Below are 26,066 nucleotides of genomic sequence, written 5' to 3' on the forward strand. Positions count from 1 at the left end.
TATGACAAGGGGGCGGAATGCGTATAGGCCCTGCATGCTCGTTCGGCAAACCCATAACTGTGCAACAGTTTTTACGTCGGCTCCCACATACCATCGCTAGTGACGCCACCGAGCTTGCGCATATTTTCCGTGAGGTGACTGGCCATGAGCCGATTATGTGGGGTCCGGCCATCGTTGGTTACGGGGAAACTAAGCCAGGGGTCAAGCCTGACTGTTTATGCGATGGCCTAGAGGTAGGATTCGCGGTGCGCCCGAATCGAATATTCCTGTATTTACGCCGATATACGAGCTATTACGAAGAGTTTGCTACCCGGCTTGGTAACGTCCATTGTGGCCGGACGTGCATATCGTTTGCTTCGCTTGCCGACGTCGATCGTGCGGTTTTGCGGGAACTTCTTGCGTTTGCTTGGCATGAGTGATGAATGCGCGAGTACTCTGAGGAGAGTCAGGCGTGTTCGTATTTTTTTAAGGACTAATCGTGCGGTTATCTGTGACTGAAACTGGCAAAAAGCTGGACGGCATTATCGTCGCTTTTCATGGGGTTACCGATAATGGAGCATCACTTGCTGATTTAGCTACTCGTTTCGGGGCTCGCTGGCAGGTTGTGTTAGTTGATTCCTTGGGGCACGGTTTTTCGGAGCGATTTTCCGACGACGATCTGCGCGATCCGTTCCATGCCGCATGTGAAGCGGCAAGCGGCGTCGTCAAACGATACGCACAGCAGGCCGCCACCGGAAAAGTCTTCGTTATCGGGCATTCGATGGGTGGTGCGATTGCCGCGTGGGTGGCGGTGAACTATCCGGATTTAGTGGCGGGAGCAGTCTTAGAAGATCCAGCGATTTTGACTGCCAGTCAAGCAAAAAGCTATCGGGAAGCTGCGCCGGACCTAGCGGCCGGAGTGCGCGGAGTGTGTGCTGACCCAGGGCAAGCGCTGACGGATATCCGTGCTGCACACCCAGCTTGGTCGGCATCGGAATGTGCTGGTTGGGTGCAAGGCAAAACCCACGTGGATATGCGTCTGGTAGAAAGTGGCGTGGTTGGAACTACGGACGAGTCTCTGTTCGCAAATCTAGCTGTGCCGACGCTGCTCATCGCCGGAGATCGAGACAATATTTTGTTTGATGACGGACGGCTTGCGACCATCATCAACCCGGTAATAACTATTGAGCGCATCGCTGGAGCAAGCCATTGTGTGCGCCGCGATCAGCCGGAAAAGTTCTATGACGCAGTGGATCGATGGATGAGTAATCAATAGTTGACCAGATGGACTTAATACTTGCTTTTGGGGCGGAAATAAAGTAGCTTATTTGCATAAGGAGCTCCTGCCGTTGACCATCCACCTATAAGGATAGTGCCGATGACAGGAGCATATCTTTGATGAAATGGGATAGTAACAATGGGGTTACAACGGCGAACGTTAACTCATGCTACCCGGCCAATCGTGACTGCAATATTGGTCGATGGTGGCTTTTATCGAAGAAGGGCTTATTCGCTTTTTGGCGATAAGACGGAAAAAGATCGTGCAGATGAACTTTTGAAATATTGCCACCGGCACATATCCAAATCTCGTAGCAGTCTTTACCGAATTTTTTACTATGACTGCCCGCCGTCGGATAAAGTTTTTTATCACCCGCTTTTAAAGAAACAAGTTGATCTTCGCAAAACTGACAAGTATCGATGGAGTACAAACTTTTTCGAAGAACTTACGAAGAAACGAAAAGTAGCTCTTCGTCTAGGGGAAGAGCTGGAAACACAGAGTGGTTATCGACTAAGACCTGTAATCCTAAAAAAGTTACTTGCAGGCAGAATAGCTATCGAAGACTTATCTGAGAGAGATTTCGAGCTTGATATTGTGCAAAAGGGTGTTGATATGAGAATTGGACTTGATATTGCCTCTCTTGCTGAACGACAGTTTGCCAATCAAATTATTATGATTTCGGGAGATTCTGATTTTGTGCCTGCTGCTAAGCATGCTCGACGGTCGGGAATAGACTTTATTCTTGATCCGATGTGGGCCAAAATCGCTCCAAGTCTAAGTGAACATGTGGATGGGATTCGGCAGTGTGTTCTTCCTCCTCCGGACAACCTTGACGATCCGTTACATGTGAAAGTTGATAGCGAAGAGGCTGATTTCGACGACGAAGCATAGGTTTATTTTGTGCTACGATTTTTGCAGTTGTGGAGTGTCATCGTGGACTCTCCAAGCCAGTCGCTGATCGTTCCACTGGCACAGCTGAGGGATGCTTATACCTTGCCGTGAGTACCTGTTATGAGGGAGTAAATATGAGCGTTGGTCGCTTTACTATACCTACCGAAGAAAACTTTATTCAGCAGTCCACTGAGTTAGCCGAAAAATGGGGTGCGGATGCTATCCGTAATTCAGACGGCACCCACCTCGATGACGACGTCATCAACATGGGCAAACGTATATATTCGGCATATTTCCCTAACCGCGGTCACAACTATTTTATGAAAGATCATATGGACTGCGTGCCCATGGTCTACCTGATGTCGGAACGTACCCGCGCCACGGACACCACGGTTGATGTGCCGTTGATGGTCACCTATTTTGCCGAGCAGCTCACCATTAACCGGGACGCTACGCCGCAACGTTTCTGGGAAGTTATTGACCGTACTTCCGGTGAAGTCCTGCCCATCGACCAGTGGGAGCTCGATCCGCACACCGACGTCGTTCATATTCACAACGCTCATCCGATGCACGAATACACGGTGACGTTCTTGGCATACGTCATCTGGGATCCGGTGCAGATGTACAACCACATCACCAACGATTGGGGCGATAAGGAACACGAAATCGCGTTCGATCCGCGCCATCCGGAAATCCAAGAATTTATGCTGAACACCTTGGATAAGTGGCTGGTGGATAACCCGCATGTCGACGTCGTTCGCTTCACTACGTTTTTCTATCAGTTCACGTTGATTTTTAACAACGAGCGCAAAGAGAAAATTGTTGACTGGACCGGTTTTGCGGTGACGGTTTCGCCGCGTGCGCTCGATGAGTTCGAACGTGAGTATGGTTATCGGATGCGTCCAGAACACTTCGTCGACGGCGGCTCCTACGGTTCGTCCTTCGTCTACCCGAGCAAAGAACAGCGTGACTGGCTCGACTTCACGGCGGACTTTGTTCACTCGCTGATGAAGCAGATGGTGGAGCGGGTTCAGGCGGCCGGTAAGGAAGCCATGATGTTCCTCGGCGATCAGTGGATCGGCACCGAACCTTACTCGGACACATTCCCGGCAGTAGGAATGGATGCGATCGTTGGCTCGGTTGGCGATGGCACCACCACCCGCATGATCGCCGACATCAAAGGCGTAAAGTACCATGAGGGCCGCTTCTTGCCTTACTTCTTCCCAGATTCTTTCTATGAAGGTGCTGATCCGTCAATCGAAGCTTGGGATAACTGGCGTAAGGCACGCCGAGCAATCCTTCGTTCCCCACTAGAGCGTATGGGATACGGCGGATACCTCTCCTTGGCAGCGAAGTTCCCGAAGTTCGTAGACGACGTAGCAACGATTGCGAACGAGTTCCGCGATATTTATGACAAGTCTGGCGGTACTGGTGCTCAAGCCCAGCTCACAGTGGCATTGCTAGATGCCTGGGGTGCTCGCCGATCCTGGCAGGAGTTCACGGTTGCTCACGCATTGCCGAACAAATACAACCGCTCGTTCTACGGCATCCTCGAAGCACTCTCGGGTATGCGCGTCAATGTGCGTTTCTTGAGTTTCGACGACGTCCTCACCAACGGTATCGATTCCGATATCGACGTCATTATTAACGCCGGTCCACAGGGCACATCGTATTCCGGTGCACAAGCCTGGAAGAATCCGCAGCTCGTTTCGCTGATTCGTTCTTGGGTCAGTTCTGGTAAGGGCTTCGTAGGTGTTGGCCAGCCGAGCGCCGTCGAACACGGTGGCCGGCTCTTCCAACTCGCCGATATTCTGGGCGTGGATCAAGAAATCTACCACAGCCTCAACGTGGACAAGTATTGGCCCGAGCTCACAGAGGATCACTTCGTCATCCAAGATATTCCGCGCGAGAGCCTCGATTTCGGCGAAGCTATTATGAACACCTTCCCGATTTCGCAACAGACAACCGTGATTTCTGGGCTCGACGGCCAAGTTCAGCTCGCAGTCAACAGTTACGACGACGGCCGTGGCGTCTACCTCTCTGGCCTACCATATTCGGCACTGAACGCACGATTGCTCGAACGCGCATTGTTCTATGCGGCACACAAGGAAGACCAGTACGCCGTTTGGGGTTCATCGAACCCAGAATGTGAAGTGGCATACTTTGCCGAGAAAGGTATCTACGCAGTAGTGAACAACTCGGAACAGCCACAACACACTGTGGTGAGCCTGCCAGGGAGTAAGGCGGCAACATTTGATCTGGCGCCGTCAGCGATTGAATGGACGTCGATATCATGAATGAAGCATGGAGCATTACACAAAAATTCGGTATTCGCGGGGAACACGTCTCGAGTACCCGCTGGGGTGACGGGCATATCAACCGAACCTATCGAGTGACAACCAGTAGCGACGACTATATCGTGCAGCAGATCAACACAACCGTGTTTGCGGATGTGGATAGTTTGATGAACAACATCAAGCTCGTCACCGAACATTTAGGGAAGAAAGGCAAAGAGACGCTGGAGATTATTCCGACGCTCGATAACAAGCTGTATCTTCGCCACGGGGAAGAATATTTCCGCGTGTATCGCTATATCGGCAACTCGCGCTCATACAGTTTGGCAACTTCGCCAAACATGGTGCGATCAGTTGCTGCAGCGTTCGGTCAATTCCAGCGTGACTTGGCAGATTTCGATGCCACGTTGTTGGCAGAAACGATACCGTTCTTCCACCACACCCCAACGCGATACCAGAATCTGTTGACCGCGATCGAGAAAGACACTGCGGGACGGGCGGCCGACGTGCAAGACGAGATCGCGTTCTTTATGGAGCGGGCCGCTGAATATTCGCGTGTGACAGACCTGATGGCTAGCGGGGAGATTCCCTCTCGCGTCACCCATAATGACACCAAGATCAACAACATCTTGCTTGATGCAGATACCGGCGAAGCCCGGGCCGTGATCGATCTAGATACGGTGATGCCTGGATCACTCCTCTACGATTTCGGCGATGCGCTGCGCACGGGTGCTGCGCTCGCGGACGAGGACGAAAAAGACCTCACCAAAGTTGGGTTCAGCCTGGATCTGTACACTGCATACTGTGAAGGATTCATCCCGGCTTTGCGGGAGACGCTCACTCCCGCCGAACTCGACTTGTTTGCTTTTTCGGCAAAGTTGATGACGGTGGAATGCGGCATGCGTTTCTTAGCTGACTACCTCGACGGCGATATATACTTCGGCACCGCATACCCAGAACATAACTTGGTCCGGGCGCGTAACCAGATCGCGATCGTTGCCGATATTGAACGCAAATATGACCAGATGCGGGCAATCGCCGAGCGAGTCTATAACGAGGCAGGAGAGAAGTAACATGAGCGACAGCGAGTTGACAGCGTTCTATCGTGCAGTCGATGCGCTGGTTGATTATGCGGACGCCCATCTGGGTCTTGACCCGACGGATGCGGATTGGACCCGCAACCGGATCTTCGGGCTGTTCGGACTCAACTCGTATCGGCCAACCGGTGCTACCGGGCGTGAACACGAGCGCCCAGATGCGTTGATTACACAATTGCGCGAGACGGGTATCGCGGCAGGTTTGTTTGACGCGGATGATGCGCCGTCGTTATGCGACCAGATGTTCGGGATCGTCAGCCTACCGCCGTCGGGAATCAAAAACCGATTTTTCGACGACGTCGCTGCGCACGGCGGATCGTATGCAATGGACAGGCTCTACGATTACTCGGTCAAAAACAACTATGTGCGGTTGAGTGTACTGGAGGAAAACCCGCGGTTTGAAACGAACGGGCTCGTTGTGACGATCAACAAAGCCAAACCGGAGTTTAAGAGCAGTGCTACCGCGAAGGCCGGGAATGCGGTTGCCGGTGGATACCCGCAATGCTCGATCTGTCACGAGAATGAGGGCTTTGCTGGGCGTGCAAAATTCACCCTCCGCACGATTCCGGTAACTCTTGGGGATCGGCCCTGGTTCTGGCAGTTCTCGCCATATGGCTATTTCCATGAGCACGGTATTGTGGTTAATCAGGAGCATAAGCCGATGCACGTGAGCCGAGGAACGTTCCGGCGGCTGCTTGATTTCGTCGATCAATTCCCGGAGTTCTTTATCGGTTCTAACGCGGCGCTTGCTGGGACTGGTGGTTCAGTTCTGGGACATGACCATTATCAGGGCGGTAGGAAAACCTTGCCGATGCATACGGCTGGCACCTGGAAATCGTTGCGTTGCCCGGATTTCCCGAACGTGACTGTGGAAATTTTGGACTGGCACAATACGGCAGTTCGGGTCGTGTCCACTGATCGTGATGCGATCGAGGAAGTATCGGAGCGGATTCGGGACGGTTGGGTCAACTATCGTAACGACGAGTTGGGCATTATTCCACGCGATGGCGATCAGGTGTTCTCGTCTGTTTCACCAACGGTGTTGATGACCGATCGTGGCTATGAAATGTCCATTATTTTCCGGTCAAATATCACCAGCGAGAAATACCCTGAAGGCGTGTTCCATGCGCATCCGGAATACTTCGCAATCAAGCAAGAATCGATCGGGCTCATTGAGGCTCAGGGCTTGTTTATTTTGCCGGGGCGTCTGGACGGGCAGCTTGCGCAGATCGGGGAATTGTTGGCTGAAGACCAGAAGCTTCCGGAAGAACTGAGCGAGTTTGCTGGAGTTTTTGCTGAGCTTCGCGAGCGGGTAGGTGATAGCCGAGATCCAGAGCGCATCGCTCAAGCGATCCGCGACGAATTAGGAAGCGTATGCCAGCGAATCTTGCGGAACACTGCCGTGTTCAAAGAACATTCGACGACGCTCAGCTTCCTGGAGGACCTCGGGTTTATTGCTGAATGATAGTGACTGTGCGGTGGAAGATTAGTGATGTTTTCCGCCGCACAGCAGATGGTTATGCACATATGGCTACAAGTTGAAACTCATTCGGTAAACAACCGGAAAACAAAAAGCTCATACCGTCAGCCGAGCTACAATTGCTCGGAACGTATATGAGCCTTAGTTGGTATTGTATACTAAATCTACTGATGTTTGCGCTGAAAACAGAAGTGGTTTGCTAAATATAGTTCGCCTGAATTTTTGGGACGTGGCATATCTATCAAGACCCGTACTATAACGTGTTGTTGTTCTGGACAAAATTCCCCTAGTCAAATAAGCATCCAGCTCAAGAACCATCCCGCGTGTGCAGGGAAAAGCTCCATCGATCTATAAAAACATGGGTTGGAGCAACAGCAATATCTCCCATACACAAAAACATATCTATAAAGAGGTAGAACCCGAGCCGCAAGGGCACGGTCTAAGTGTCGAAACACTAAAGCAGCTACCAGAATTATTAGAGAAGCCCGCAGCAGTGTTCAATAGCCTTACAAAAAGTAATGCATACACTGTGCTCTTGGATATAAAAGACAATGTTGGTCGAGTCATACTCGTTGCTTTACAGCCGGACAGTCGAGCATACTACCGAGGGTGACACGTTAATGAAGCTATCGCACTAAGTGTCTACGGTCGAAGCAGTATTGAGCAATTCCCGCAAAGGAATGTCGAACAAAGCGCTGTCAAGTATGTAAATCTAGAGATATTAAAAGAGCTTATATCGATACCCGCGCTACAATTGCTCGGCTCAAATATAAGCTCTATTGAGAGCGTACAGCAATCACCAGCTATTCCACAACCCCAAACTATGAACAGAATAATGGTCTGCGTACCTATCAGTGGAGCCATAACACAAACTCCTGACGGCGCACGCTTCAGTGTGCGAGTAGAGGATTTGCGAGTAATAGTTGAAGCCCCTGGCGAAGTAGGATCGTTCTTGATCGAGAACACCGATATTTTTCCCGACGGGCAAGATGTATTCATATCCGGAACCCTCAATGAAGCTTCAACACCAATAGTGATTGAAGCTACCAACGTTGGTCTACCAGTGATCTAGGGGCGTAATGAAGTGTCCCGGGTTTTCTTGCGTTTGAGTAGATGGGATAGTCGGGGCTATGTCAAGGAAATTTGTTTCGGATGCTAAGGATCGGGTGGTCGGGCTTATCGTAGATAGGATTCTGAGTGAGGGGTTGACTATCTAGGCTGCTTGCCAAGCTATAGCACCCAAACTTGGGGTTTCGTGGCACTCGGGGCGTCACTGGGTTCAACAATCACGGCGTTCGGGTGGGGTTAAGCGGGCTCAAGAAGAGGTTATTACGGTAAATGCTCGGCTGGGCCGAGAATTCCAGGAGCTACGTGATACGAATGAGGTCAGATAAGCTGCGTCAGCTTTTTCGCGTCCGAACTTGGCTCGTGGGCGTTGGGAAATGATTGCGTTTATTGATGAACATAAGGATCGTTTCGCATGTCGTGTTTCATGTGCGTGACGTTGAATTAAGCATCGTGAGGGAGGATTCATTACCTTTCGTGGCTATCGTTATGCCAGGTCGGTTCCGTTAAGCGCTCGAGCCAGACGCGATAATGATCTTGTGGGGATTATGCGTGGATATTCATGTCTCGAATTATGGTGTGTATGGGGTGGGTAAGATGTGGCGTGCTTTAGGGTGTGCCTGGATCATGATTGGGCGTGAACAAATAGCTAGGCTTATGCGTTTAGCCGGGTTGTCAGGCAAAGGTATAGGCCGATCCTCGGTGGTGAGTCGGCCAAGAAGATGTGAAGATACTCGTCTTGATTTAGTTAATCGTCATTTCCGTGCTGCTAAACCCGGCCAGTTATGGGTGGGGCGGTATGACGTATGTTCGAATACGTCAGGGGTTTGTGTATGTGGCTTTTGTTGTGGAGGTTTTCAGCCGTAAGATCGTGGGGTGGGGGTTGTTGGATTCTATGCGAACCCAGGCTTTACCAGGCGTTAAACCAAGTAATTGCTTGTGCGAAGGAGGTGCGGGCTAGTAGATCATGGTGAGCATGGTTCTCTGTACGTTTCGATTGTGTATAACGAGCACCTAGCACAGGGGAGGGATTATTCCCTCAACCGGTAGCGTGGGTGATAGCTACGATAATGCTTTAGCTGGGAATGTCAATGGTTGTTATAAATAACGAGCTTATTCATCCTCGTACATGGCAAGACGTACTCGAAGTGGAAATCGCTACTTTTGAATGGGTAAGTTGGTGGAATAAGACACGGCTACATCAAGCACTCGACTACCGCACACCGCTCGAAGTTGAAAACGATTACTGGTACACCGTTAACACAACACAGAAAATACAAACACCAACCAGGGCAAAAGCCTAGGAAGAAAACCCGGTACACTTCACTCCATCGAAATTAAAGACAACAAAGAAATACCCCCGCGTGTGCGGGGAAGAGTTAAGCCAATACCTTTTGTTACTGCTCGTACAGGAAATACCCCCGCGTGTGCGGGGAAGAGCTGTCATAACATAGGCTACAATCACCATGAATGGAAATACCCCCGCGTGTGCGGGGAAGAGTCGAGACAGCGTGTAAACAGTTATCTCTCGATGGAAATACCCCCGCGTGTGCGGGGAAGAGATTTTTAAGCAGCATGCCGGCGTCGTTCACAAGGAAATACCCCCGCGTGTGCGGGGAAGAGACCCATACGGGCAAAACAACTGCTCATTCCACGGAAATACCCCCGCGTGTGCGGGGAAGAGCGTTGGTGATCCAAGTGAAAGTAATTTCTGCGCCGAATACCCCCGCGTGTGCGGGGAAGAGGCGATTCTTTTGGCTAATGGCGGTTCGGTTGAGGAAATACCCCCGCGTGTGCGGGGAAGAGCCTTGATTCACCGCAGAGCCAAGGCCGCGTAGTGAAATACCCCCGCGTGTGCGGGGAAGAGTCTTTGGCAGCGTTGAAAGCGCCAGTTAATTTGGAAATACCCCCGCGTGTGCGGGGAAGAGCCCGTAAAACGCAGCGTAACCTTAATGCGCTTGGAAATACCCCCGCGTGTGCGGGGAAGAGCAACTCCAGCCGGTTCTTCCAATCGCGCGGCCTGGAAATACCCCCGCGTGTGCGGGGAAGAGGCGAAAGTTGAGCAGGACGCGCCGAAAGTCCTGGAAATACCCCCGCGTGTGCGGGGAAGAGCCGGACTAAGACACATGGGACAGAGGATCGTCGGAAATACCCCCGCGTGTGCGGGGAAGAGCCTTGATTCACCGCAGAGCCAAGGCCGCGTAGTGAAATACCCCCGCGTGTGCGGGGAAGAGCCTCTCTCTTTAAAGGTGTTTGGGAAAGCCACGAAATACCCCCGCGTGTGCGGGGAAGAGTCTTTGGCAGCGTTGAAAGCGCCAGTTAATTTGGAAATACCCCCGCGTGTGCGGGGAAGAGCCCGTAAAACGCAGCGTAACCTTAATGCGCTTGGAAATACCCCCGCGTGTGCGGGGAAGAGTAAACTGCGCGATCCCTAACGCCATGTGCTGCGGAAATACCCCCGCGTGTGCGGGGAAGAGCCAGAACGGAATCTAATATCTTTAGAAATGATGGAAATACCCCCGCGTGTGCGGGGAAGAGCTTAAAAATAGCGTCCAACCGTTCTAACTCAACGAAATACCCCCGCGTGTGCGGGGAAGAGAAATCAGAAGCTTTCTCCAAAGGACGATCCACGGAAATACCCCCGCGTGTGCGGGGAAGAGGATCTTTGAGCGTTGGTGCTGGAATATCGTTTGGAAATACCCCCGCGTGTGCGGGGAAGAGTTGTGACCGTCGCGTCCGACGGTAAAGTGTTTGGAAATACCCCCGCGTGTGCGGGGAAGAGCACTCAAAGACGCGCAAGAGTTCAAGCATCTCGGAAATACCCCCGCGTGTGCGGGGAAGAGTTGCTCGTGAATACTACTCGCAGTATGCAGGTGGAAATACCCCCGCGTGTGCGGGGAAGAGCGGCGAGCTTTCCAGATTTAACAGGGATGAGCGGAAATACCCCCGCGTGTGCGGGGAAGAGCTGCGGGGTGCTAGCCTGCGGGGTGCTGTCCTGGAAATACCCCCGCGTGTGCGGGGAAGAGGTCGCGTGCGACTAGGACCTCGGTCTGCAACCGGAAATACCCCCGCGTGTGCGGGGAAGAGCGTAAAAGAAACATCACACAAGGGGAACTTATGGAAATACCCCCGCGTGTGCGGGGAAGAGCGTAAAAGAAACATCGCACAAGGGGAACTTATGGAAATACCCCCGCGTGTGCGGGGAAGAGCGCCGGTCAAATCATCACCACGATTCTAAGCGAGAAATACCCCCGCGTGTGCGGGGAAGAGGCGGTAGCAATGATTTGCGTTTCTGGATGTCCGGAAATACCCCCGCGTGTGCGGGGAAGAGGAAAGGTGTATTAGCTGGAGTAGCTTCAAAAGAAATACCCCCGCGTGTGCGGGGAAGAGCCTAATTCAGAGGTGAAGAAATGATCACAGTTGGAAATACCCCCGCGTGTGCGGGGAAGAGACCAGCGTCCAACCCGCCAAGTCTTCTATAAGGGAAATACCCCCGCGTGTGCGGGGAAGAGGCGTGGAATCCAGACGGGACAACCGCGCGTATGGAAATACCCCCGCGTGTGCGGGGAAGAGAGACTAAATCAGTGGGCAATCGAAAACTTATCAGGAAATACCCCCGCGTGTGCGGGGAAGAGATAAGGTCACATCGGGACCATTCCCTTTCGTTGGAAATACCCCCGCGTGTGCGGGGAAGAGTATCTGGCGTTCGCGCACTTATCTACACTGGCGGAAATACCCCCGCGTGTGCGGGGAAGAGGTGAAGATGTTGTTTTTACTCGATAAATAAACGGAAATACCCCCGCGTGTGCGGGGAAGAGAGTGCCGGTAAGTTTGTGCATATACTTCTCTTGGAAATACCCCCGCGTGTGCGGGGAAGAGCTCGGGCTTCGCTCGAAAAGATTATTTCTAGCGGAAATACCCCCGCGTGTGCGGGGAAGAGCCAGGGAAACGCGCGACGTGCATTTCACACATGGAAATACCCCCGCGTGTGCGGGGAAGAGGGTTTGCCAGCAGTCAAGCCAGATCTTGATAAGGAAATACCCCCGCGTGTGCGGGGAAGAGTGGATCCATATTTGCCGGAAAGAAAATTTATCGGAAATACCCCCGCGTGTGCGGGGAAGAGCAAACCGAATCTATTGCGCTTTGGCTTTGGCAGGAAATACCCCCGCGTGTGCGGGGAAGAGTGAGGGTTAAGATCGGCTCACGTTGTGTACCGGGAAATACCCCCGCGTGTGCGGGGAAGAGCTCATAGTCCAAATAGCTAAGCGAGCCAAGGCGGAAATACCCCCGCGTGTGCGGGGAAGAGAATAAAGCAATCGAACACCCGACCACATATTCGGAAATACCCCCGCGTGTGCGGGGAAGAGTGTACCGATTGTTGCTAGATTCTCCATTACTTAGAAATACCCCCGCGTGTGCGGGGAAGAGCGCTGCCGAGGAAAACGCCGCTAATGATTCCAGGAAATACCCCAGCGTGTGCGGGGAAGAGGTAAGATCTCCGAGTAGACGACCCAATGCCCGGGAAATACCCCCGCGTGTGCGGGGAAGAGCCTGTTTAAGGGCTCCAGTAACTAATATAGGTGGAAATACCCCCGCGTGTGCGGGGAAGAGACGGTGCGGATACTTGCCTGCACGGTAGGTGTGGAAATACCCCCGCGTGTGCGGGGAAGAGTTGCTATTACACTAGCTTTATACGGATTAGAAGGAAATACCCCCGCGTGTGCGGGGAAGAGTGGCTAACTTCCTTGCTATTGTCGGTGTGGTTGGAAATACCCCCGCGTGTGCGGGGAAGAGTTGTCTTGGGGTGGCTCTTTCCATATCTGGACGGAAATACCCCCGCGTGTGCGGGGAAGAGCAAACGCTGGCGCTTCATCAGGCTTCTCCGGAGGAAATACCCCCGCGTGTGCGGGGAAGAGCGCCAACGCCGAAATAACACCATTCTTAAAAGTGGAAATACCCCCGCGTGTGCGGGGAAGAGTACGCGGCTACTAGGATTCCAGCCGTAAAATTGGAAATACCCCCGCGTGTGCGGGGAAGAGGACGCCAATCTTTGAATAACGCATAGATCCGCGGAAATACCCCCGCGTGTGCGGGGAAGAGTAGATGGAATACGAAAAACTAACCGGGCTAGAGGAAATACCCCCGCGTGTGCGGGGAAGAGCTAAAACGGCAGTGCCGGTTAAGTGCCGGTTGGGAAATACCCCCGCGTGTGCGGGGAAGAGGTGTGTTACCGGACCAACACTCAAATCTCTACGGAAATACCCCCGCGTGTGCGGGGAAGAGCTGATGCGGTTAGGATCACCGAGGATGCGTCGGGAAATACCCCCGCGTGTGCGGGGAAGAGCTGCGCTAGTATCTTCCCTTGTAGGTGTAAGTGGAAATACCCCCGCGTGTGCGGGGAAGAGGTTAGCATTTTACGTTTGCCGTTTTTATCGTAGGAAATACCCCCGCGTGTGCGGGGAAGAGACATTAGCCTCGCCGAAAATCTCCTTCAACACGGAAATACCCCCGCGTGTGCGGGGAAGAGTCTAGGTAAATGCTGATTCCGCGCTTAATATCGGAAATACCCCCGCGTGTGCGGGGAAGAGTGTGTACCTGTGTGTGTACCGGCTTTTGTATCGGAAATACCCCCGCGTGTGCGGGGAAGAGGCGTAACCAGTCTGGGTATCCGATCAATGAGCGGAAATACCCCCGCGTGTGCGGGGAAGAGTCATACGATCGGTAAGCGCAGCGTACTGTGCCGGAAATACCCCCGCGTGTGCGGGGAAGAGTCATACGATCGGTAAGCGCAGCGTACTGTGCCGGAAATACCCCCGCGTGTGCGGGGAAGAGTAGTCGCACCGATAATCGTCGCACCAGTGATAGGAAATACCCCCGCGTGTGCGGGGAAGAGGAGATCGCGGATGGCGTATTTGACGATTTCGAGGAAATACCCCCGCGTGTGCGGGGAAGAGTGTTTTTAAGATTGAAACTCGAAATCTTGGCGGGAAATACCCCCGCGTGTGCGGGGAAGAGCTAAATCTTCAACAGTCGCGTAAACAGTCATCGGAAATACCCCCGCGTGTGCGGGGAAGAGTCACCGATTCGGTAAAAGCGCAAGAAATCAGCGGAAATACCCCCGCGTGTGCGGGGAAGAGAGCGCTAGTGCGGCTTGTTGCGGTACTACTCCGGAAATACCCCCGCGTGTGCGGGGAAGAGCGGCAAAGACTGGCAAGAAATCAAAAACGGACGGAAATACCCCCGCGTGTGCGGGGAAGAGTACCCAACGGGTGTCGATTTCGCCGAATGCGAGGAAATACCCCCGCGTGTGCGGGGAAGAGTTAGACGAATCAGTAGCCCTGATCCGATACCTGGAAATACCCCCGCGTGTGCGGGGAAGAGATCAACGTCCAGATCAACTAGGCTAATGAGTTGGAAATACCCCCGCGTGTGCGGGGAAGAGATTCGCGAGCGCGTCTACTTCGTCGCTGGTTAGGAAATACCCCCGCGTGTGCGGGGAAGAGCTTCTATTTTTCCTTGGCTTCCCAATAAAAAGTGAAATACCCCCGCGTGTGCGGGGAAGAGACGTCGTCTAAGTTCGTTTCGTCCTTGAATACGGAAATACCCCCGCGTGTGCGGGGAAGAGTGCGATAGTCTCCGCCTAATATGCGGATTTCTGGAAATACCCCCGCGTGTGCGGGGAAGAGCGCCTATTATTATGGCGATTGTTTCAGTGGTTGGAAATACCCCCGCGTGTGCGGGGAAGAGACGGCCGCTACAGACTGATCCAAATAGAATTAGGAAATACCCCCGCGTGTGCGGGGAAGAGCTGTGGTTACGCGCCAGCGCCCGGCTGGGTCGGAAATACCCCCGCGTGTGCGGGGAAGAGACTCCGACGCCATAAGCCCGTGGGGAGCCGCCGGAAATACCCCCGCGTGTGCGGGGAAGAGCTAAGATTTCACTTACAACCGGTAGGACTAAGGGAAATACCCCCGCGTGTGCGGGGAAGAGTAGCAGCCGTTGCTATGGGCGGCGTATATGTAGGAAATACCCCCGCGTGTGCGGGGAAGAGAGATCTTGGCACGGGCTTCCACCCGCAATGATGGAAATACCCCCGCGTGTGCGGGGAAGAGTTTTGAAAGACGGTGCGCTGCGCAGCGTGTCAGGAAATACCCCCGCGTGTGCGGGGAAGAGGTACACGGGGGGGCAAACGGCAACCCGCTAAGGGAAATACCCCCGCGTGTGCGGGGAAGAGCGGCAGCGATTGTTATCGCGATTGCGAACCTAGGAAATACCCCCGCGTGTGCGGGGAAGAGCTTCAGCACTACGATTAACAAACGATGCACGAGGAAATACCCCCGCGTGTGCGGGGAAGAGGCGGTAATGCAGATATCGGGAAATACACGCTAGGAAATACCCCCGCGTGTGCGGGGAAGAGACTAACGAAACCCTTTATTTTCAACGATTTCGAATTTTGGATTTTCCACGTCCGGGACGCATAGCTATAACGGTCAGGCCGTCCAGGTCCAATACTTTTCGTGAATTTTTTCCTGCAGTGAGCATCGAGAATCCTTGTTCTTGTCGCGGGTCGTTATAAATCATAGTAGAAGTTCCTTCGTCGAGCGTAGTGCTCACACGTTCCCACAAGCGTTCACGAACGTTTCGTGAAATATTTCCAACGTAAACACCACTTTCAACCTCAGTGAGGAATCGGGTCACGTACCCATGAAGATGCTCGGGAACTGCGGATATTGTTAAGACTGCAAACATCATTCATCGTCTTTTCCATATTGGACATGCCCAGAAACTTCACCGTGATCGTTGATCAAACGGTCATCATCACGGTTTGGCAGGTGCGGCTCTAGAATTTCCATGAGCGTTCCAAGCATATCTTCCAATATATGCTTGTTGTGAATTTGCCTCCGTAAATCGCGTCTAATTTCGCTGATAGGATCCTCATCGTGTGCATGGCTAAAAACGAGAGGCAAAACGATACGCGCTTTATATAAGTCTGCTAGGTCAAACAGTAGTGCGCGAATGTCTCCACGATGAATAATTCCTAAAGCAGGATTAACCCCTATCGCTGCACACACTGTGGCTGCTACACCGTACATAATGGAATTTGCAACATTAAGGCCAGTATTTATTGGGTCAGCGGCGGCGGTGTCCCTTTTAAAGCCTTTAATCTTGGCTTTTTTAGCTAAATCGCGGTAAGTGGTGCGCATGATGCGCCCTTCAATACCGCGCATTACTTTGATCGAAGCGTCCCTGACCTGTCCAGCGCCGAATTGTTTCGAATAGAGCTTAATAGCAGCAACTTTTTGCGCGTCAAGGGAAGATATTAAACGGGCCTGCGCTATCGCCCATTTTGCAGAAGACGATAAAGGGGTTGCATGTGCATAGGCATTGACGCCGCCACCTCCTGAAAAGGCGACAGTGCATCCTGAACGAGCGCATGACGTTATTGCAGCATTAGAGATACTAGTCCCAGGTCCAAGGCATAGAACTCCTAGTCCGGCAACAGGGAGTTGGATTCGAGTTACGGTTGCTTCGGAGTCTGGGTTATCGTCGTCGTCAGTTGCGTCTTGAATGGCGACGACGCCGGTGCGATCTTGTCGTACGAGGCAATACTCCAGATATAAAAACGATATTCTGTCTTCAATTCGCACCTGATGGTTTGCGGGTATTGTACTGAACGCGAGTGCTTCTTGGGAATAACTCATAGTGTCACGAATTCTGTAGTAGGCCAGTAAAACCGATGGAAGAGTCGTAGAACTGGTCGGCGTTGGGAACGAAATAGTAACCACTCAAAAGTGTACGGGATTCAGTTAATGGGATGGCGCCAAGTTCTTCGAGAAAATCTTCCTTCACATGCGGGTTACTCTCCGAATTGCGGGGAATTGAAAGTGGCATGGAAGCGCGTAAAGCCTCACGAAGGTTTTCTTTATCTTGTGAAGATAAGGCGAGAAGGTCCTCCACCGTTCCAGGCCAAGCACCTGGAATCATAGATTCTGAGCTACCCAGAATAAACCGACCATTAGACCCTTTGTCGATAAGCCGTGTTGTTGATTCGTCCGCCGGGTTATTCGTGGTGAGTGCAACGAAATTCCCAACGATAGAGCGCTCTGTTAAGGCGTCTGTTATCCGGGCGCGGTTAGATTCTGCACGCATCGCCTTCAAAACTCCTTCAGTAACAGCCTCCATGTCAAAATCGGTGAGTGCGTTCTCAAATTTAACGTGAGCAGAGTCAATAAACTCTTGTGCATCGTCTGGAATCACAAGTTGGGAGTGTTGATCAAGCCACTCATGGGTGTGTTTAATCTCCGCAGCTAAATATGGACGGTAGGGCCAGCTTTGGTCAGAATCAAACCAAGTCACAGTGAGTGTTTTCTGGTTTTCTTCAGGGCAACGAGATTCGCGAAGAGGATCATTTCGGCGCCATTGCCTGCCGGCACGCTGAACGAGTGACGGTGCTGGACAAACTTCGGTATTCAAGAAATCAAGATCAATATCGAGAGAAGCCTCGATCGCCTGTGTTCCAACAACGGTGATGTTAGTGCCGGTTCCGTGCGGCCCAAGTAAATCAAGGAGTAATTGTGCATTTTGACGACGATGTTCCGCAGTCATTCGTGAATGTAAAACTACGACAGTCTCGCCGCTTTTAGCGATTTGTCGTGCAGTTTCTTGCGCTCGCGCTACAGTGTTACAAATAATTCCCAGGCGCGCTTGTGGAAACTTCGCACGTACTTCTTTGTGCCAAAGTACGTGGGAGTCAACGAGGGAATCATATTCTGTTTGACGCAGGTCAATTGCCATAGCTGCAGTGAGAGACTCAACTGGAATTGAGGCAGTTTTATTTTTGGTAACGACGTCGATCGATGGGAAAACTGGTGGCTCAAGTTCTTTTTCTACTTGAGAATATGCGGAAATGAGTTGCTGACGTTGTTCACTGGGCATCGTGGCAGTTAGGAATGTTACTCGAGTCCGAGTTTTTGCTAACCACGGCAGTAGCTCCTCCAATAACTTGGTTTGGTAAACATCGAGGGTATGAACTTCGTCGATAACAATATGTGCATTAGCTAGCGCTAGAAGTCTGAAATGTATCCACTTCCCAGGTAATGCAGAAGCCAATGCTTGATCGATTGTTCCTACACAAACAGGAGCGAAAAGTCGGGCGGCTCCGGCTCGCACAAATGATGACGGATATAGTCCACTGGGTTGATCGGTCTGGTTTTCATGTGAAACGTATTGTGCTTCGTCGTCGTAGAGTGAAAGCGGCTGCTGGTAAAAATCTTCCACGGAAGCTAAGCCGTGGGCTAGTGCTGCTACGTTGCTTGTGTCTCGATAAGCATGTTGGACTCGGCGCATAATAGCGTTAGACGTAGCTTGAGTGGGTAGCAAGAAAATGAGACGTTCAGGTCGGGTAGAATGACGCAACAATGCTGCTTCAGTTTTACCGCTACCAGTAGTAGCCATCAATGACCATAACCCTTCTCGAGCATTGAGGGCTTCTTGCTGAATCGGGCGTGGGTCATAATCACCTAAAATTGCATGCTTAGCCGCCTCTTCGTCCTTCCATGGAGAATAAACACCCACTGTGGCACGAACCCGTGATACTGCTTCTTTTTCGCGTTCGATTATCCAACGTGCTGGATTTTCAAGTATGTCAGGGGAGCTCTCAAGCAAAGCAAATCCGCCGTCAACGAATGGTTCTCCAGAAGCGATCCGATCAGCTAAAACAATTAGCCCGGAAAGAAACAACGTCAAAGTTGAATCTAGCTTTTCTGGAATATCTTCGCGACCGAGGTCGCAGGATTTCAATACACCGTCCGTTAAGTCGTTCTGGGCGGCAGACCAGCCGCCGTATTCTAGTTCTTCGAGGAGTTCTTTGGTATCCGATGCGGAAATTATAGTAGTGAACTTTCCGTGATGGCCGCCGAGAGTTAAATGGAGCCATGCTCTCTTAGCTAGTTGGCGTGAAGACGGCAGGATTGGTTGACTAGCGTACGCAGATAGTTGTTCATGTCGGCGAGCTTGCGGATTTGACCGTTCTAAAGCTATTGAATCGTTTGAAAGGCTGGAGTAGCTACCAGATTCCTGTATGTTTTTTCGAATCTTTTCCCAGCGTTGTGCTTTATCTGCTGGACGTTGCTGAAATAGTGGAATGGCTTTACCAACATCATGGAGTCCCGCAACGCATTGGACGATGGATTTAGCTTTGTCTCCAAGATTTTCACGGAATAGTTCGCGTAATCCTTCGCGGAGCCACTGGTCATAGAGAACACCAGCAATCGTTGTGGTGTCAAGTAAATGAGCAAGTAATGGATATGTTTTATCAAATCCGTCTTGTTTTGCCCACAGTTCAGATCGTGTGTTCATGCTAGAGCCTGTACTGTTAATAGGCCACATCCGTACGCTTTGGCTCGGCCAACGCCATGAAGAATGAGGCTGTTGAGTTCTGTCCCATCTACAACAGTTGCTATCGCGTCTACAGTATCGACTTGGACGATCATAGAACCTGTAGACTTCCCGTTTCGGTCAACACCCAAGAGTTCACGTTGATGATTGGTTATTGTTACGTCACCGAGGGCTTTTTTGAGTTTGTTCCTCAGCCAAGGAGTCATTGTTTCGTGATTCTGTGATTTTTCGGAGGCTTTTGGAGAGAAATCGAATGGGATAGGTGCGGCAATAATTTTAGGCTTTGTTAAAGAGGTGCCATCGGTAGTTGTTTTCCGTCGAATGGCGTTAACTGACAATCTCAACCGAACCGGAGTTGCTGTGGGCAGCACTTCAAGTTTCCGTTCGACTGTGAGTGTTCCGGTAGGGGCATGTGTTGGTGGAATTTTTGATTGAACTAAAAAGAAGGGAGCTTGGCCAGCGAGGTAATCTGCACGGAAAAGGATAGCGGCATTCTCACGGGGTTGATCTGACTCAATGGTGTCAAAGAGCGCCATGACTGCACGGTGACGGAATTGTGGATCGGTTTCATCCCAGCCGTGTCGTGGTTTGTTAGCAGCCTTCTGACTAAGCGCAAGATGAATAGGATACTTTGTCAGATACAGTGACTCGACCATGTCCGCCCCTTAAGTGTAGATGCTATTATTATCCAGTTCCCCATTCTTATGGGGGTATTTCCATTGTTTTACAAGTTAGATTCCCCGCATACGCGGGGGTAGGTTTCTCCGAACTTTTGGAGGAATTGCCTTCTCTTATAAAAGTACATGGCTCTTTCAATAAAATCAACATTGTTTTACAAGTTGAAATACCTATATTCTGATACTACAGTTTATGTTATACCAATCACTATGAGGAGTAGGGGAAGATGGATATTAATGCATTAACAGACATTAATTGGGTCTCCACAACACAAGGTGACGTTTCTGTGCGTGAAGCGCTAATACGAGCCCATGAACCGGATTTCATGCTAGATCTACAAAAACCAGCATACGATGTTGCGGCAACGTTCAGATTTCTGCTATCTGTTGTTGCGCTCGTGCTTCGTTATGAAGAGAACTCAAAGTGGGAAAACGCGGGAGACATGGCAATTTTGTCTGCTGATGGTCTGAGTAGTTTTGCAATAGACCGTGCTTTGGGTGTGCTCTCGTCTAGTGCCAATCTCTTTGATTCAGCACATCCATTTATGCAACGGCCGGTTTTGCCCCTCAAATCAGGTAAAGACACTTCGCGTAAAATAGGGCCTGGGGATCAAGAAGTCAAGAAACTTTCTCCTGCCATGCCTTCTGATCGCGGAGAGGATTATTGGGATCTTATTGTCAGCTTTCCAACGAAACTCTCCCTCTCAGAAGCTGTTATGAAGCTAGTGACCTATCATTACTATTCCATGGCCGGAAATAACAAATATGATGGCGATAAAACACGCATGGGTGCTCCAGGAATTAGGTTTCTCGGAAAAGGCAATGCGGCTACAGAATTTATTTGGAAAGTCGATGGAGAGAGTTTCTTATATTCGCTTCTTGCGTCTTTACCAAAGAATTGGGTTGACGGGCAAGGGCTTCCGGCATGGGCAGACCGTGAGATGAATGCATCGAAGCTATTAAATGGGTTACCTCATCCGTTATGGATGGGGACCTGGAGTTCGAATACTGCAGCCTGCTACTGGGAAGAAGAAAACGGCCAGCAACTCCTAACCGGAGTTCGTGTTGGGGGTGTTCCACCACAATGGTTACCAATTGCTTATGTTGGTAAAGACTCAGAAAAAGCATTAAAAGAATGGTGGGATATCCGAAACGAAAATGATCCAATGTATCTCTACATGGGAGATTCGAAAAATGGTGATGGAGCTAAAAAAGCTCAGCGCATTGACTTTGGTCGAGATGGAATCGATCTAGCAATAGAATGGGCTGCGGAAGACAAGCTTGCTGCACTGCTGAACTCCGGTAATGCAAATGTTCTTCCAAGTGACGCGGAAGATCGTACACCTATCTTTTTTAGACATCAGATTGAAGGTACAGCTTCCTCGCCAAGCGTTAGAGCATCGGATGTCTTTTACGCAGATCCAGATGTTTGGGGCTTCGGGTTGCGGTCTCGACAACAGAAAGTGATCAAGCGTAAAGCAACGTTAATTCGTGCTATTCATCGCAAGGTCACTGGAGTGTTCCGACGTCGGAATGCGTCAGATGCGAAAACTGAAGCGAGCGGTTATCCGGCACTCGTGTTGGACGCTCTGGAAAACTCTAGAGCTGATGCCTCGGCAGAATTTTGGCGCCAAATAACGCCAGTTTATGAAGCGTATATGAGTGAGCTTCGAGCTGGTAGCCCAATCGATGAGGAATTATCAAAAGGAATATATCGCGCGGCAATGCAAACTTTTGATCATGTGACAGAGCCTTTTATCGGCCAATACTCGCAACAAATTTATGCAGTTCGAGGAAGCCTTTCCCGCATTATTCAGAAGATCATTCGTGAACACCACAACGTAACCGAAGAAAACAACGTTACCGAAGAAAACTAAGAAGATATAGGAGGAGTAGCGTGGTTAATGATGTACACCAAAGTGCGGAATACGCGTTGATCTATCAAATTCTGGACCGTCGAAGTGTAGATACTTTCCGGCAACAAAGAGCTAATATTCGACGCGGAGCTGATCCGTTTACCGAACATTACGCATATCCGTACATATATCCAGCTTTAGGGCCCGATGCGCGATCTGAGGTCCGGAAGACAGCAGTGCGAGTCGCTGCCCTTATCGCTGAATTCACTGATATTCCACAGTCTCAAGAAAATGGGGAACGAAAATTCAAATCATTTGGTACCTGGTGTAGTGAATTGTCGGTAGCGTGGGCTCGGCAAAAGAAACCAGACCAGCAAGTCTCGTTCGATCCGCGAAACCCTGATGCGGTAGCTCAACGATTGGCTTACATTCACACTCAAGACTTTGAGGAAGCATACAAGTCAATCTGGCGATTGATGCAGATGGCTAACTCATTACAGATCTCACCAGCATGCGACTATTTCTCAATTTATCGTTTACTCAGCCGATGGGGAAATGGTGTAAGCGAGCAGTCACGTGCGTTAAGAATGCAAATATTAAAAGACTATTACGGCAATATCGGCCAAACTGCTGATGCTTCTGAGAACTAATCATTATCCATATAGCAATTGAAGGAACAATCATGGCAAAGAACCTAACATTACACATTATTTCTAACGTCCCATATTCCAACCTTAACCGTGACGATTCCGGAACTCCGAAACGCCTGATGCAAGGTGGTGCATTGCGTGCAATGCATTCCTCTCAGAGTATTAAGCGCGGTATTCGAGGGAAATATGAAGAAGCTAGCCTAGATATTTCGGTGCGTTCTGGAAAACTTGTTGATGAAGTACTTGATATCGCTACCAAGCTGAATCCAGAGACTGATAAAGAAGCGTTACGTAAGCCAGCAGCAAAGCGTATTGGCGAATTGACAAAGGGCGAAGCTGTAGATAAAGAATCAGATCGTTCGGCATGGCTATCAGTCGAAGAACTCACAACTCTCGCGCAGAGCCTCCTTGACGGCGAAGAGAAGAAAGAATTTATTACCGGTGGCAAGACTGGATCATTAGCGATTGCGGCTTTTGGACGTATGTTTGCCAATGCGCCAGGGAAAAACACTGAAGCTGCGATTGCAGTATCGCCAGGAGTTACTACTCACGCTGCAACAATCGAGTCAGATTACTTCTCCACCGGAGATGATGTACGTGAACGTAACCGTGAATCGGGTGCGACTTATCTGGGCGTATCGCGATATGTGAACGGCACATTTTATCGGACAATTTCGATAGATAAAGAGCAACTGAAGGCTGTTTGGACTGCTTTTGACCTTCCAGAAGCGCGGGATAACCTGCGCGAATTCATTCGAGCTACGGTTTACGGCATGCCACGCGGTAAGGAAAATTCTACTGCTCCTTATACAATGCCAAGTCTTGTTTTTGCGGAAGAACAGCGTTACCGCACTGCATACAGCTTTGAAAAGCCAGTAAAAGTAGGTGCAGACGGTGGTTATGAAGCTGAATCTATCAAAGAACTTGCTGCACAATATCAGCGAGCACGATCGTTTGATCCGCATAATTTCGGCCCGCTCGAAGTCGTTTCAGGAACTGCTGAAATCTCCGAAGAACAGTTCGCAGGCGCAGAACGCGACAGCCTTGACGGCATGATCGATCGCATTGTTGATTGGATTGTCCAATGATTGAATCGCTATATATCCGACTGAGTGGACCACTTCAATCGTGGGCTGGCCCGGCGGTGAGCGGTAATATCATTCGCACTGAGCCATGGCCTACCCGTTCTGGCCTTATCGGTCTACTTGCGGGCGCCCTGGGTGCTGAGCGTGGAAAATGGCCGGAGTGGTTAAACGATATCGAATTCGTTGTACGTCAAGATCGGCGTCCTAATATCGTCGATGATTTTCATACAATTAATCCGCGAACGGAATCCGCGCTTTTTCGCAGAAGGCATCTGATTGTTCAGGGACTTTCCTCCGGTAAAGCCAAGGGCAAGGCACTGATTTTCACCCCTGATGCACAAGGTGGGACGTCGGTTGTTAACCGTACCTATCTCGCAGACGGCGAGTTTATCGTGCGAATTACATCCGAAAAACATCTTGATGAGCTGGAAAACGCCTTAGCAACACCTGGTTTTGTAACCTATCTTGGACGCAAAGCGTTTGCTCCAGATTTCCCGTTCTATCTGGGGCGGGGATCTGCCGATTGCATTAACGAGATTCCAGTAGTTTCCAATCTGCATCGAACTGTTGAGAACGAACAACCTCAATCTCAGCCGGTAACAATGGTGACTTATGGTCCATTCCATCCGGCTAGTGGGCGGCGGAATCAAACTGCTATTACCGTAGTCAACCAACGCGATGAGCAATTATCTTTTATCAGCGACCATTTGGTTATCCGACGGCAACTAGCTGCCTGATCCAGAACCGAATAGCGAGGTGGGGGAGTAAACCAAACTTGGTTTACTCCCCCACAGCTGTCAATAGCTACCTGCGCTTACTTCTCATCCGTTTCAGGTTCGGATGCTCCGAACCTGTCTCCGAAGGCGTCAGCGTCATGCTTGACGGCTTGGCCGAGCTTGGTGGATTGCACGATGCTGCCGGTGAGCGCACCTAAGTCGATGCCGAGCAGGTCATGAATCACCTCGTTGAGCTGGCTGACGTTGTTGGTGACGCCGCGGGTGAGCGCGGTGGTACCGTCTGTCGAGATGACGGTCATCTTGTCAACGCCTTCGTAAGCCTTGGCGTATTCGCCGGCGATTTGTGGCAGTGCCTTCACGAGTGTCTCGATAATAGCTGCCTGGCCATACTTCTCTAATGCTTCAGCCTTGGCATCCATCGCGGTTGCTTCAGCCAAACCTTGCGCTTGTTCGGCTTCAGCGCGTGCCAAACCTTGTGCCTTTTCAGCTTCTGCACGTGCCAAGCCCTGAGCCTTGTCTGCTTCTGCCTGAGCCAAACCAAGAGCCTTGCTAGCTTCTGCCTGGGCGTTACCGGTCTGCTTGATCGCTTCGGCTTCGGCTTCTGCCTTTACCAGACGGGCGCGAGCATCAGCCTCTGCCCGCAACACGGCCTCAACCTTGCGTGCCTCAGCCTCTACCTCGACGCGGTAACGCTCCGCATCTGCCGGCTTACGAACCGTTGCCTCCAGCTCGCGTTCTTTCAAGACTGCCTTCTGTTCAGCAACTTCCTGCTCACGTAACGTGATCAGCTTTTCTTGCTTAGCACGTTCGATCGGTTCGGCCGCATCCGCAACCGCGCGAGCTTCCATCGTCATGCGCTTCATTTCAGCCTGGTACACTTCCAGGTCCTTGTTTTGCTCTGCAATCTTGCGCTTCGATTCGGCTTCGGCCTCGTTAGCTTGGGTTTCGTTCTCTGCCGTTGCCACACGCGCAATACGCGAAACTCGCTGTGCTTCGGGAGCACCTAGCGCCATAATGTAGTCGTTCTTATCGGAGATATCTTTGATCTGCAGCGTATCAACTGTGATACCCATACGTGCGAGATCTTCTTCGGCGCCTTGCGCTACCTGGCTCGAAAACATTTCCCGATCAGAAATAAGCTCCGATACAGAAAGTCGGCCAGCAACCGAACGCAGCGTTCCAGAAAGGACTTCGACGACGGAGTCCGGCAAGGTTTCCTGCCGGCCATTAAAACGTTCTGCCGCAGCTCGGATAGAAGAATTTGACGAACCGATCTTGACCATTGCTACCGCCTCAATATCGAGCGGAATCGTGGAGCGGTCTAGGCAGTCAATCAACAACGGAATCTTGTAAGCTTCCAATGAAATTTTGGAAACACTCTGGACGATCGGTACAACAAAAACTTTTCCGCCCGGTGGGACAATTTTCATTGCGCCGGATTCGCCAGCACCCGAAATGACGAGTGCTTCATCAGGGCCAGCAACCCGCAATCGAGATACGAGAAGTTGGAGTGCTGCTAGCACGGCAATGATTGCTAATGCAACAAAAAATGGTGTTGAGGTAAAGAGACCTTCCATGG

Annotated in this window: 19 protein-coding genes and 1 CRISPR repeat array; of the genes, 14 read left to right on the forward strand and 5 right to left on the reverse strand. The window is 51.1% G+C overall.

The window, feature by feature from the left end; genetic code table 11:
• Positions 1-17: 17 nt before the first annotated feature.
• The 10 genes from BLT51_RS02660 (at position 18) to BLT51_RS02700 (ending at position 9,389) form a co-directional block, all read left to right on the forward strand.
• On the forward strand, positions 18-419 hold the full coding sequence (locus tag BLT51_RS02660; RefSeq protein ID WP_091279597.1) for a DUF1801 domain-containing protein: 402 nt from the start codon (positions 18-20) through the stop codon (positions 417-419).
• 59 nt (positions 420-478) lie between these two features.
• Positions 479-1,255, forward strand: a complete 777-nt coding sequence (locus BLT51_RS02665; RefSeq protein ID WP_157672872.1) for an alpha/beta fold hydrolase — start codon at positions 479-481, stop codon at positions 1,253-1,255.
• A gap of 186 nt (positions 1,256-1,441) precedes the next feature.
• Entirely contained in the window at positions 1,442-2,149 is a 708-nt protein-coding gene (locus tag BLT51_RS02670) for an NYN domain-containing protein (RefSeq protein ID WP_231943970.1), read from the forward strand.
• Positions 2,150-2,283: 134 nt separating this feature from the next.
• Positions 2,284-4,446, forward strand: a complete 2,163-nt coding sequence (gene gnpA, locus BLT51_RS02675) for a 1,3-beta-galactosyl-N-acetylhexosamine phosphorylase (RefSeq protein WP_091279604.1) — start codon at positions 2,284-2,286, stop codon at positions 4,444-4,446.
• Positions 4,428-5,516 (forward strand): phosphotransferase enzyme family protein, encoded by a 1,089-nt coding sequence (locus BLT51_RS02680; RefSeq protein ID WP_231943971.1) that lies wholly within the window; start codon positions 4,428-4,430, stop codon positions 5,514-5,516. The genes gnpA and BLT51_RS02680 overlap by 19 nt, the downstream gene beginning before the upstream one ends.
• Position 5,517: 1 nt before the next feature.
• Positions 5,518-7,005 carry a galactose-1-phosphate uridylyltransferase gene (locus BLT51_RS02685; protein WP_091279607.1) on the forward strand — a complete coding sequence of 496 codons (1,488 nt, stop codon included), beginning with the start codon at positions 5,518-5,520 and terminating at the stop codon, positions 7,003-7,005.
• Between the two features lie 373 nt (positions 7,006-7,378).
• Positions 7,379-7,633, forward strand: a complete 255-nt coding sequence (locus BLT51_RS09470; RefSeq protein WP_407922102.1) for a MuF-C-terminal domain-containing protein — start codon at positions 7,379-7,381, stop codon at positions 7,631-7,633.
• 210 nt (positions 7,634-7,843) lie between these two features.
• On the forward strand, positions 7,844-8,092 hold the full coding sequence (locus BLT51_RS02695) for a hypothetical protein (protein ID WP_091282516.1): 249 nt from the start codon (positions 7,844-7,846) through the stop codon (positions 8,090-8,092).
• Between the two features lie 590 nt (positions 8,093-8,682).
• Entirely contained in the window at positions 8,683-8,952 is a 270-nt protein-coding gene (locus BLT51_RS09475) for a hypothetical protein (RefSeq protein WP_407922103.1), read from the forward strand.
• 224 nt (positions 8,953-9,176) lie between these two features.
• Complete coding sequence (locus tag BLT51_RS02700; RefSeq protein WP_157672847.1) at positions 9,177-9,389, forward strand: integrase core domain-containing protein; 213 nt, start codon at positions 9,177-9,179, stop codon at positions 9,387-9,389.
• Positions 9,390-9,435: 46 nt separating this feature from the next.
• Positions 9,436-15,502: direct repeats of the CRISPR family, unit length 29 nt; unit sequence GGAAATACCCCCGCGTGTGCGGGGAAGAG.
• Between the two features lie 20 nt (positions 15,503-15,522).
• On the opposite strand, the gene cas2e is transcribed toward BLT51_RS02700, so the two are convergent.
• Genes cas2e through BLT51_RS02720 form a run of 4 tightly spaced genes read right to left on the reverse strand, consistent with a single transcriptional unit; the run spans position 15,523 to position 20,138 of the window.
• Complete coding sequence (cas2e, locus tag BLT51_RS02705) at positions 15,523-15,837, reverse strand: type I-E CRISPR-associated endoribonuclease Cas2e (protein ID WP_231943972.1); 315 nt, start codon at positions 15,835-15,837, stop codon at positions 15,523-15,525.
• Positions 15,834-16,787, reverse strand: a complete 954-nt coding sequence (gene cas1e, locus BLT51_RS02710) for a type I-E CRISPR-associated endonuclease Cas1e (protein WP_091279613.1) — start codon at positions 16,785-16,787, stop codon at positions 15,834-15,836. Before cas1e ends, cas2e begins: the two co-directional genes overlap by 4 nt.
• Before the next feature lie 4 nt (positions 16,788-16,791).
• Positions 16,792-19,443 carry a CRISPR-associated helicase/endonuclease Cas3 gene (locus BLT51_RS02715; RefSeq protein ID WP_091279616.1) on the reverse strand — a complete coding sequence of 884 codons (2,652 nt, stop codon included), beginning with the start codon at positions 19,441-19,443 and terminating at the stop codon, positions 16,792-16,794.
• Complete coding sequence (locus BLT51_RS02720; protein WP_091279619.1) at positions 19,440-20,138, reverse strand: type I-E CRISPR-associated protein Cas6/Cse3/CasE; 699 nt, start codon at positions 20,136-20,138, stop codon at positions 19,440-19,442. The genes BLT51_RS02715 and BLT51_RS02720 overlap by 4 nt, the downstream gene beginning before the upstream one ends.
• Positions 20,139-20,386: 248 nt before the next feature.
• Between BLT51_RS02720 and BLT51_RS02725 the strand changes: the two genes are divergently transcribed.
• Genes BLT51_RS02725 through cas5e form a run of 4 tightly spaced genes read left to right on the forward strand, consistent with a single transcriptional unit; the run spans position 20,387 to position 24,487 of the window.
• Positions 20,387-22,036, forward strand: coding sequence for a type I-E CRISPR-associated protein Cse1/CasA (locus tag BLT51_RS02725; RefSeq protein WP_091279621.1), 1,650 nt, complete (start codon positions 20,387-20,389; stop codon positions 22,034-22,036).
• Positions 22,037-22,056: 20 nt separating this feature from the next.
• Positions 22,057-22,665, forward strand: a complete 609-nt coding sequence (gene casB, locus BLT51_RS02730) for a type I-E CRISPR-associated protein Cse2/CasB (protein ID WP_091279624.1) — start codon at positions 22,057-22,059, stop codon at positions 22,663-22,665.
• A gap of 32 nt (positions 22,666-22,697) precedes the next feature.
• Positions 22,698-23,753, forward strand: coding sequence for a type I-E CRISPR-associated protein Cas7/Cse4/CasC (gene cas7e / locus BLT51_RS02735; RefSeq protein ID WP_091279626.1), 1,056 nt, complete (start codon positions 22,698-22,700; stop codon positions 23,751-23,753).
• Positions 23,750-24,487, forward strand: coding sequence for a type I-E CRISPR-associated protein Cas5/CasD (gene cas5e / locus BLT51_RS02740; protein ID WP_091279629.1), 738 nt, complete (start codon positions 23,750-23,752; stop codon positions 24,485-24,487). Before cas7e ends, cas5e begins: the two co-directional genes overlap by 4 nt.
• Before the next feature lie 77 nt (positions 24,488-24,564).
• Here cas5e and BLT51_RS02745 read toward each other — a convergent pair whose 3' ends face one another.
• Positions 24,565-26,064: an SPFH domain-containing protein gene (locus BLT51_RS02745; RefSeq protein ID WP_091279630.1), complete on the reverse strand. Its 1,500-nt coding sequence runs from the start codon at positions 26,062-26,064 to the stop codon at positions 24,565-24,567.
• Between the last annotated feature and the right edge of the window lie 2 nt (positions 26,065-26,066).

Origin of the sequence: Arcanobacterium phocae (genome assembly GCF_900105865.1) — a bacterium.
GTDB lineage: Bacteria > Actinomycetota > Actinomycetes > Actinomycetales > Actinomycetaceae > Arcanobacterium > Arcanobacterium phocae.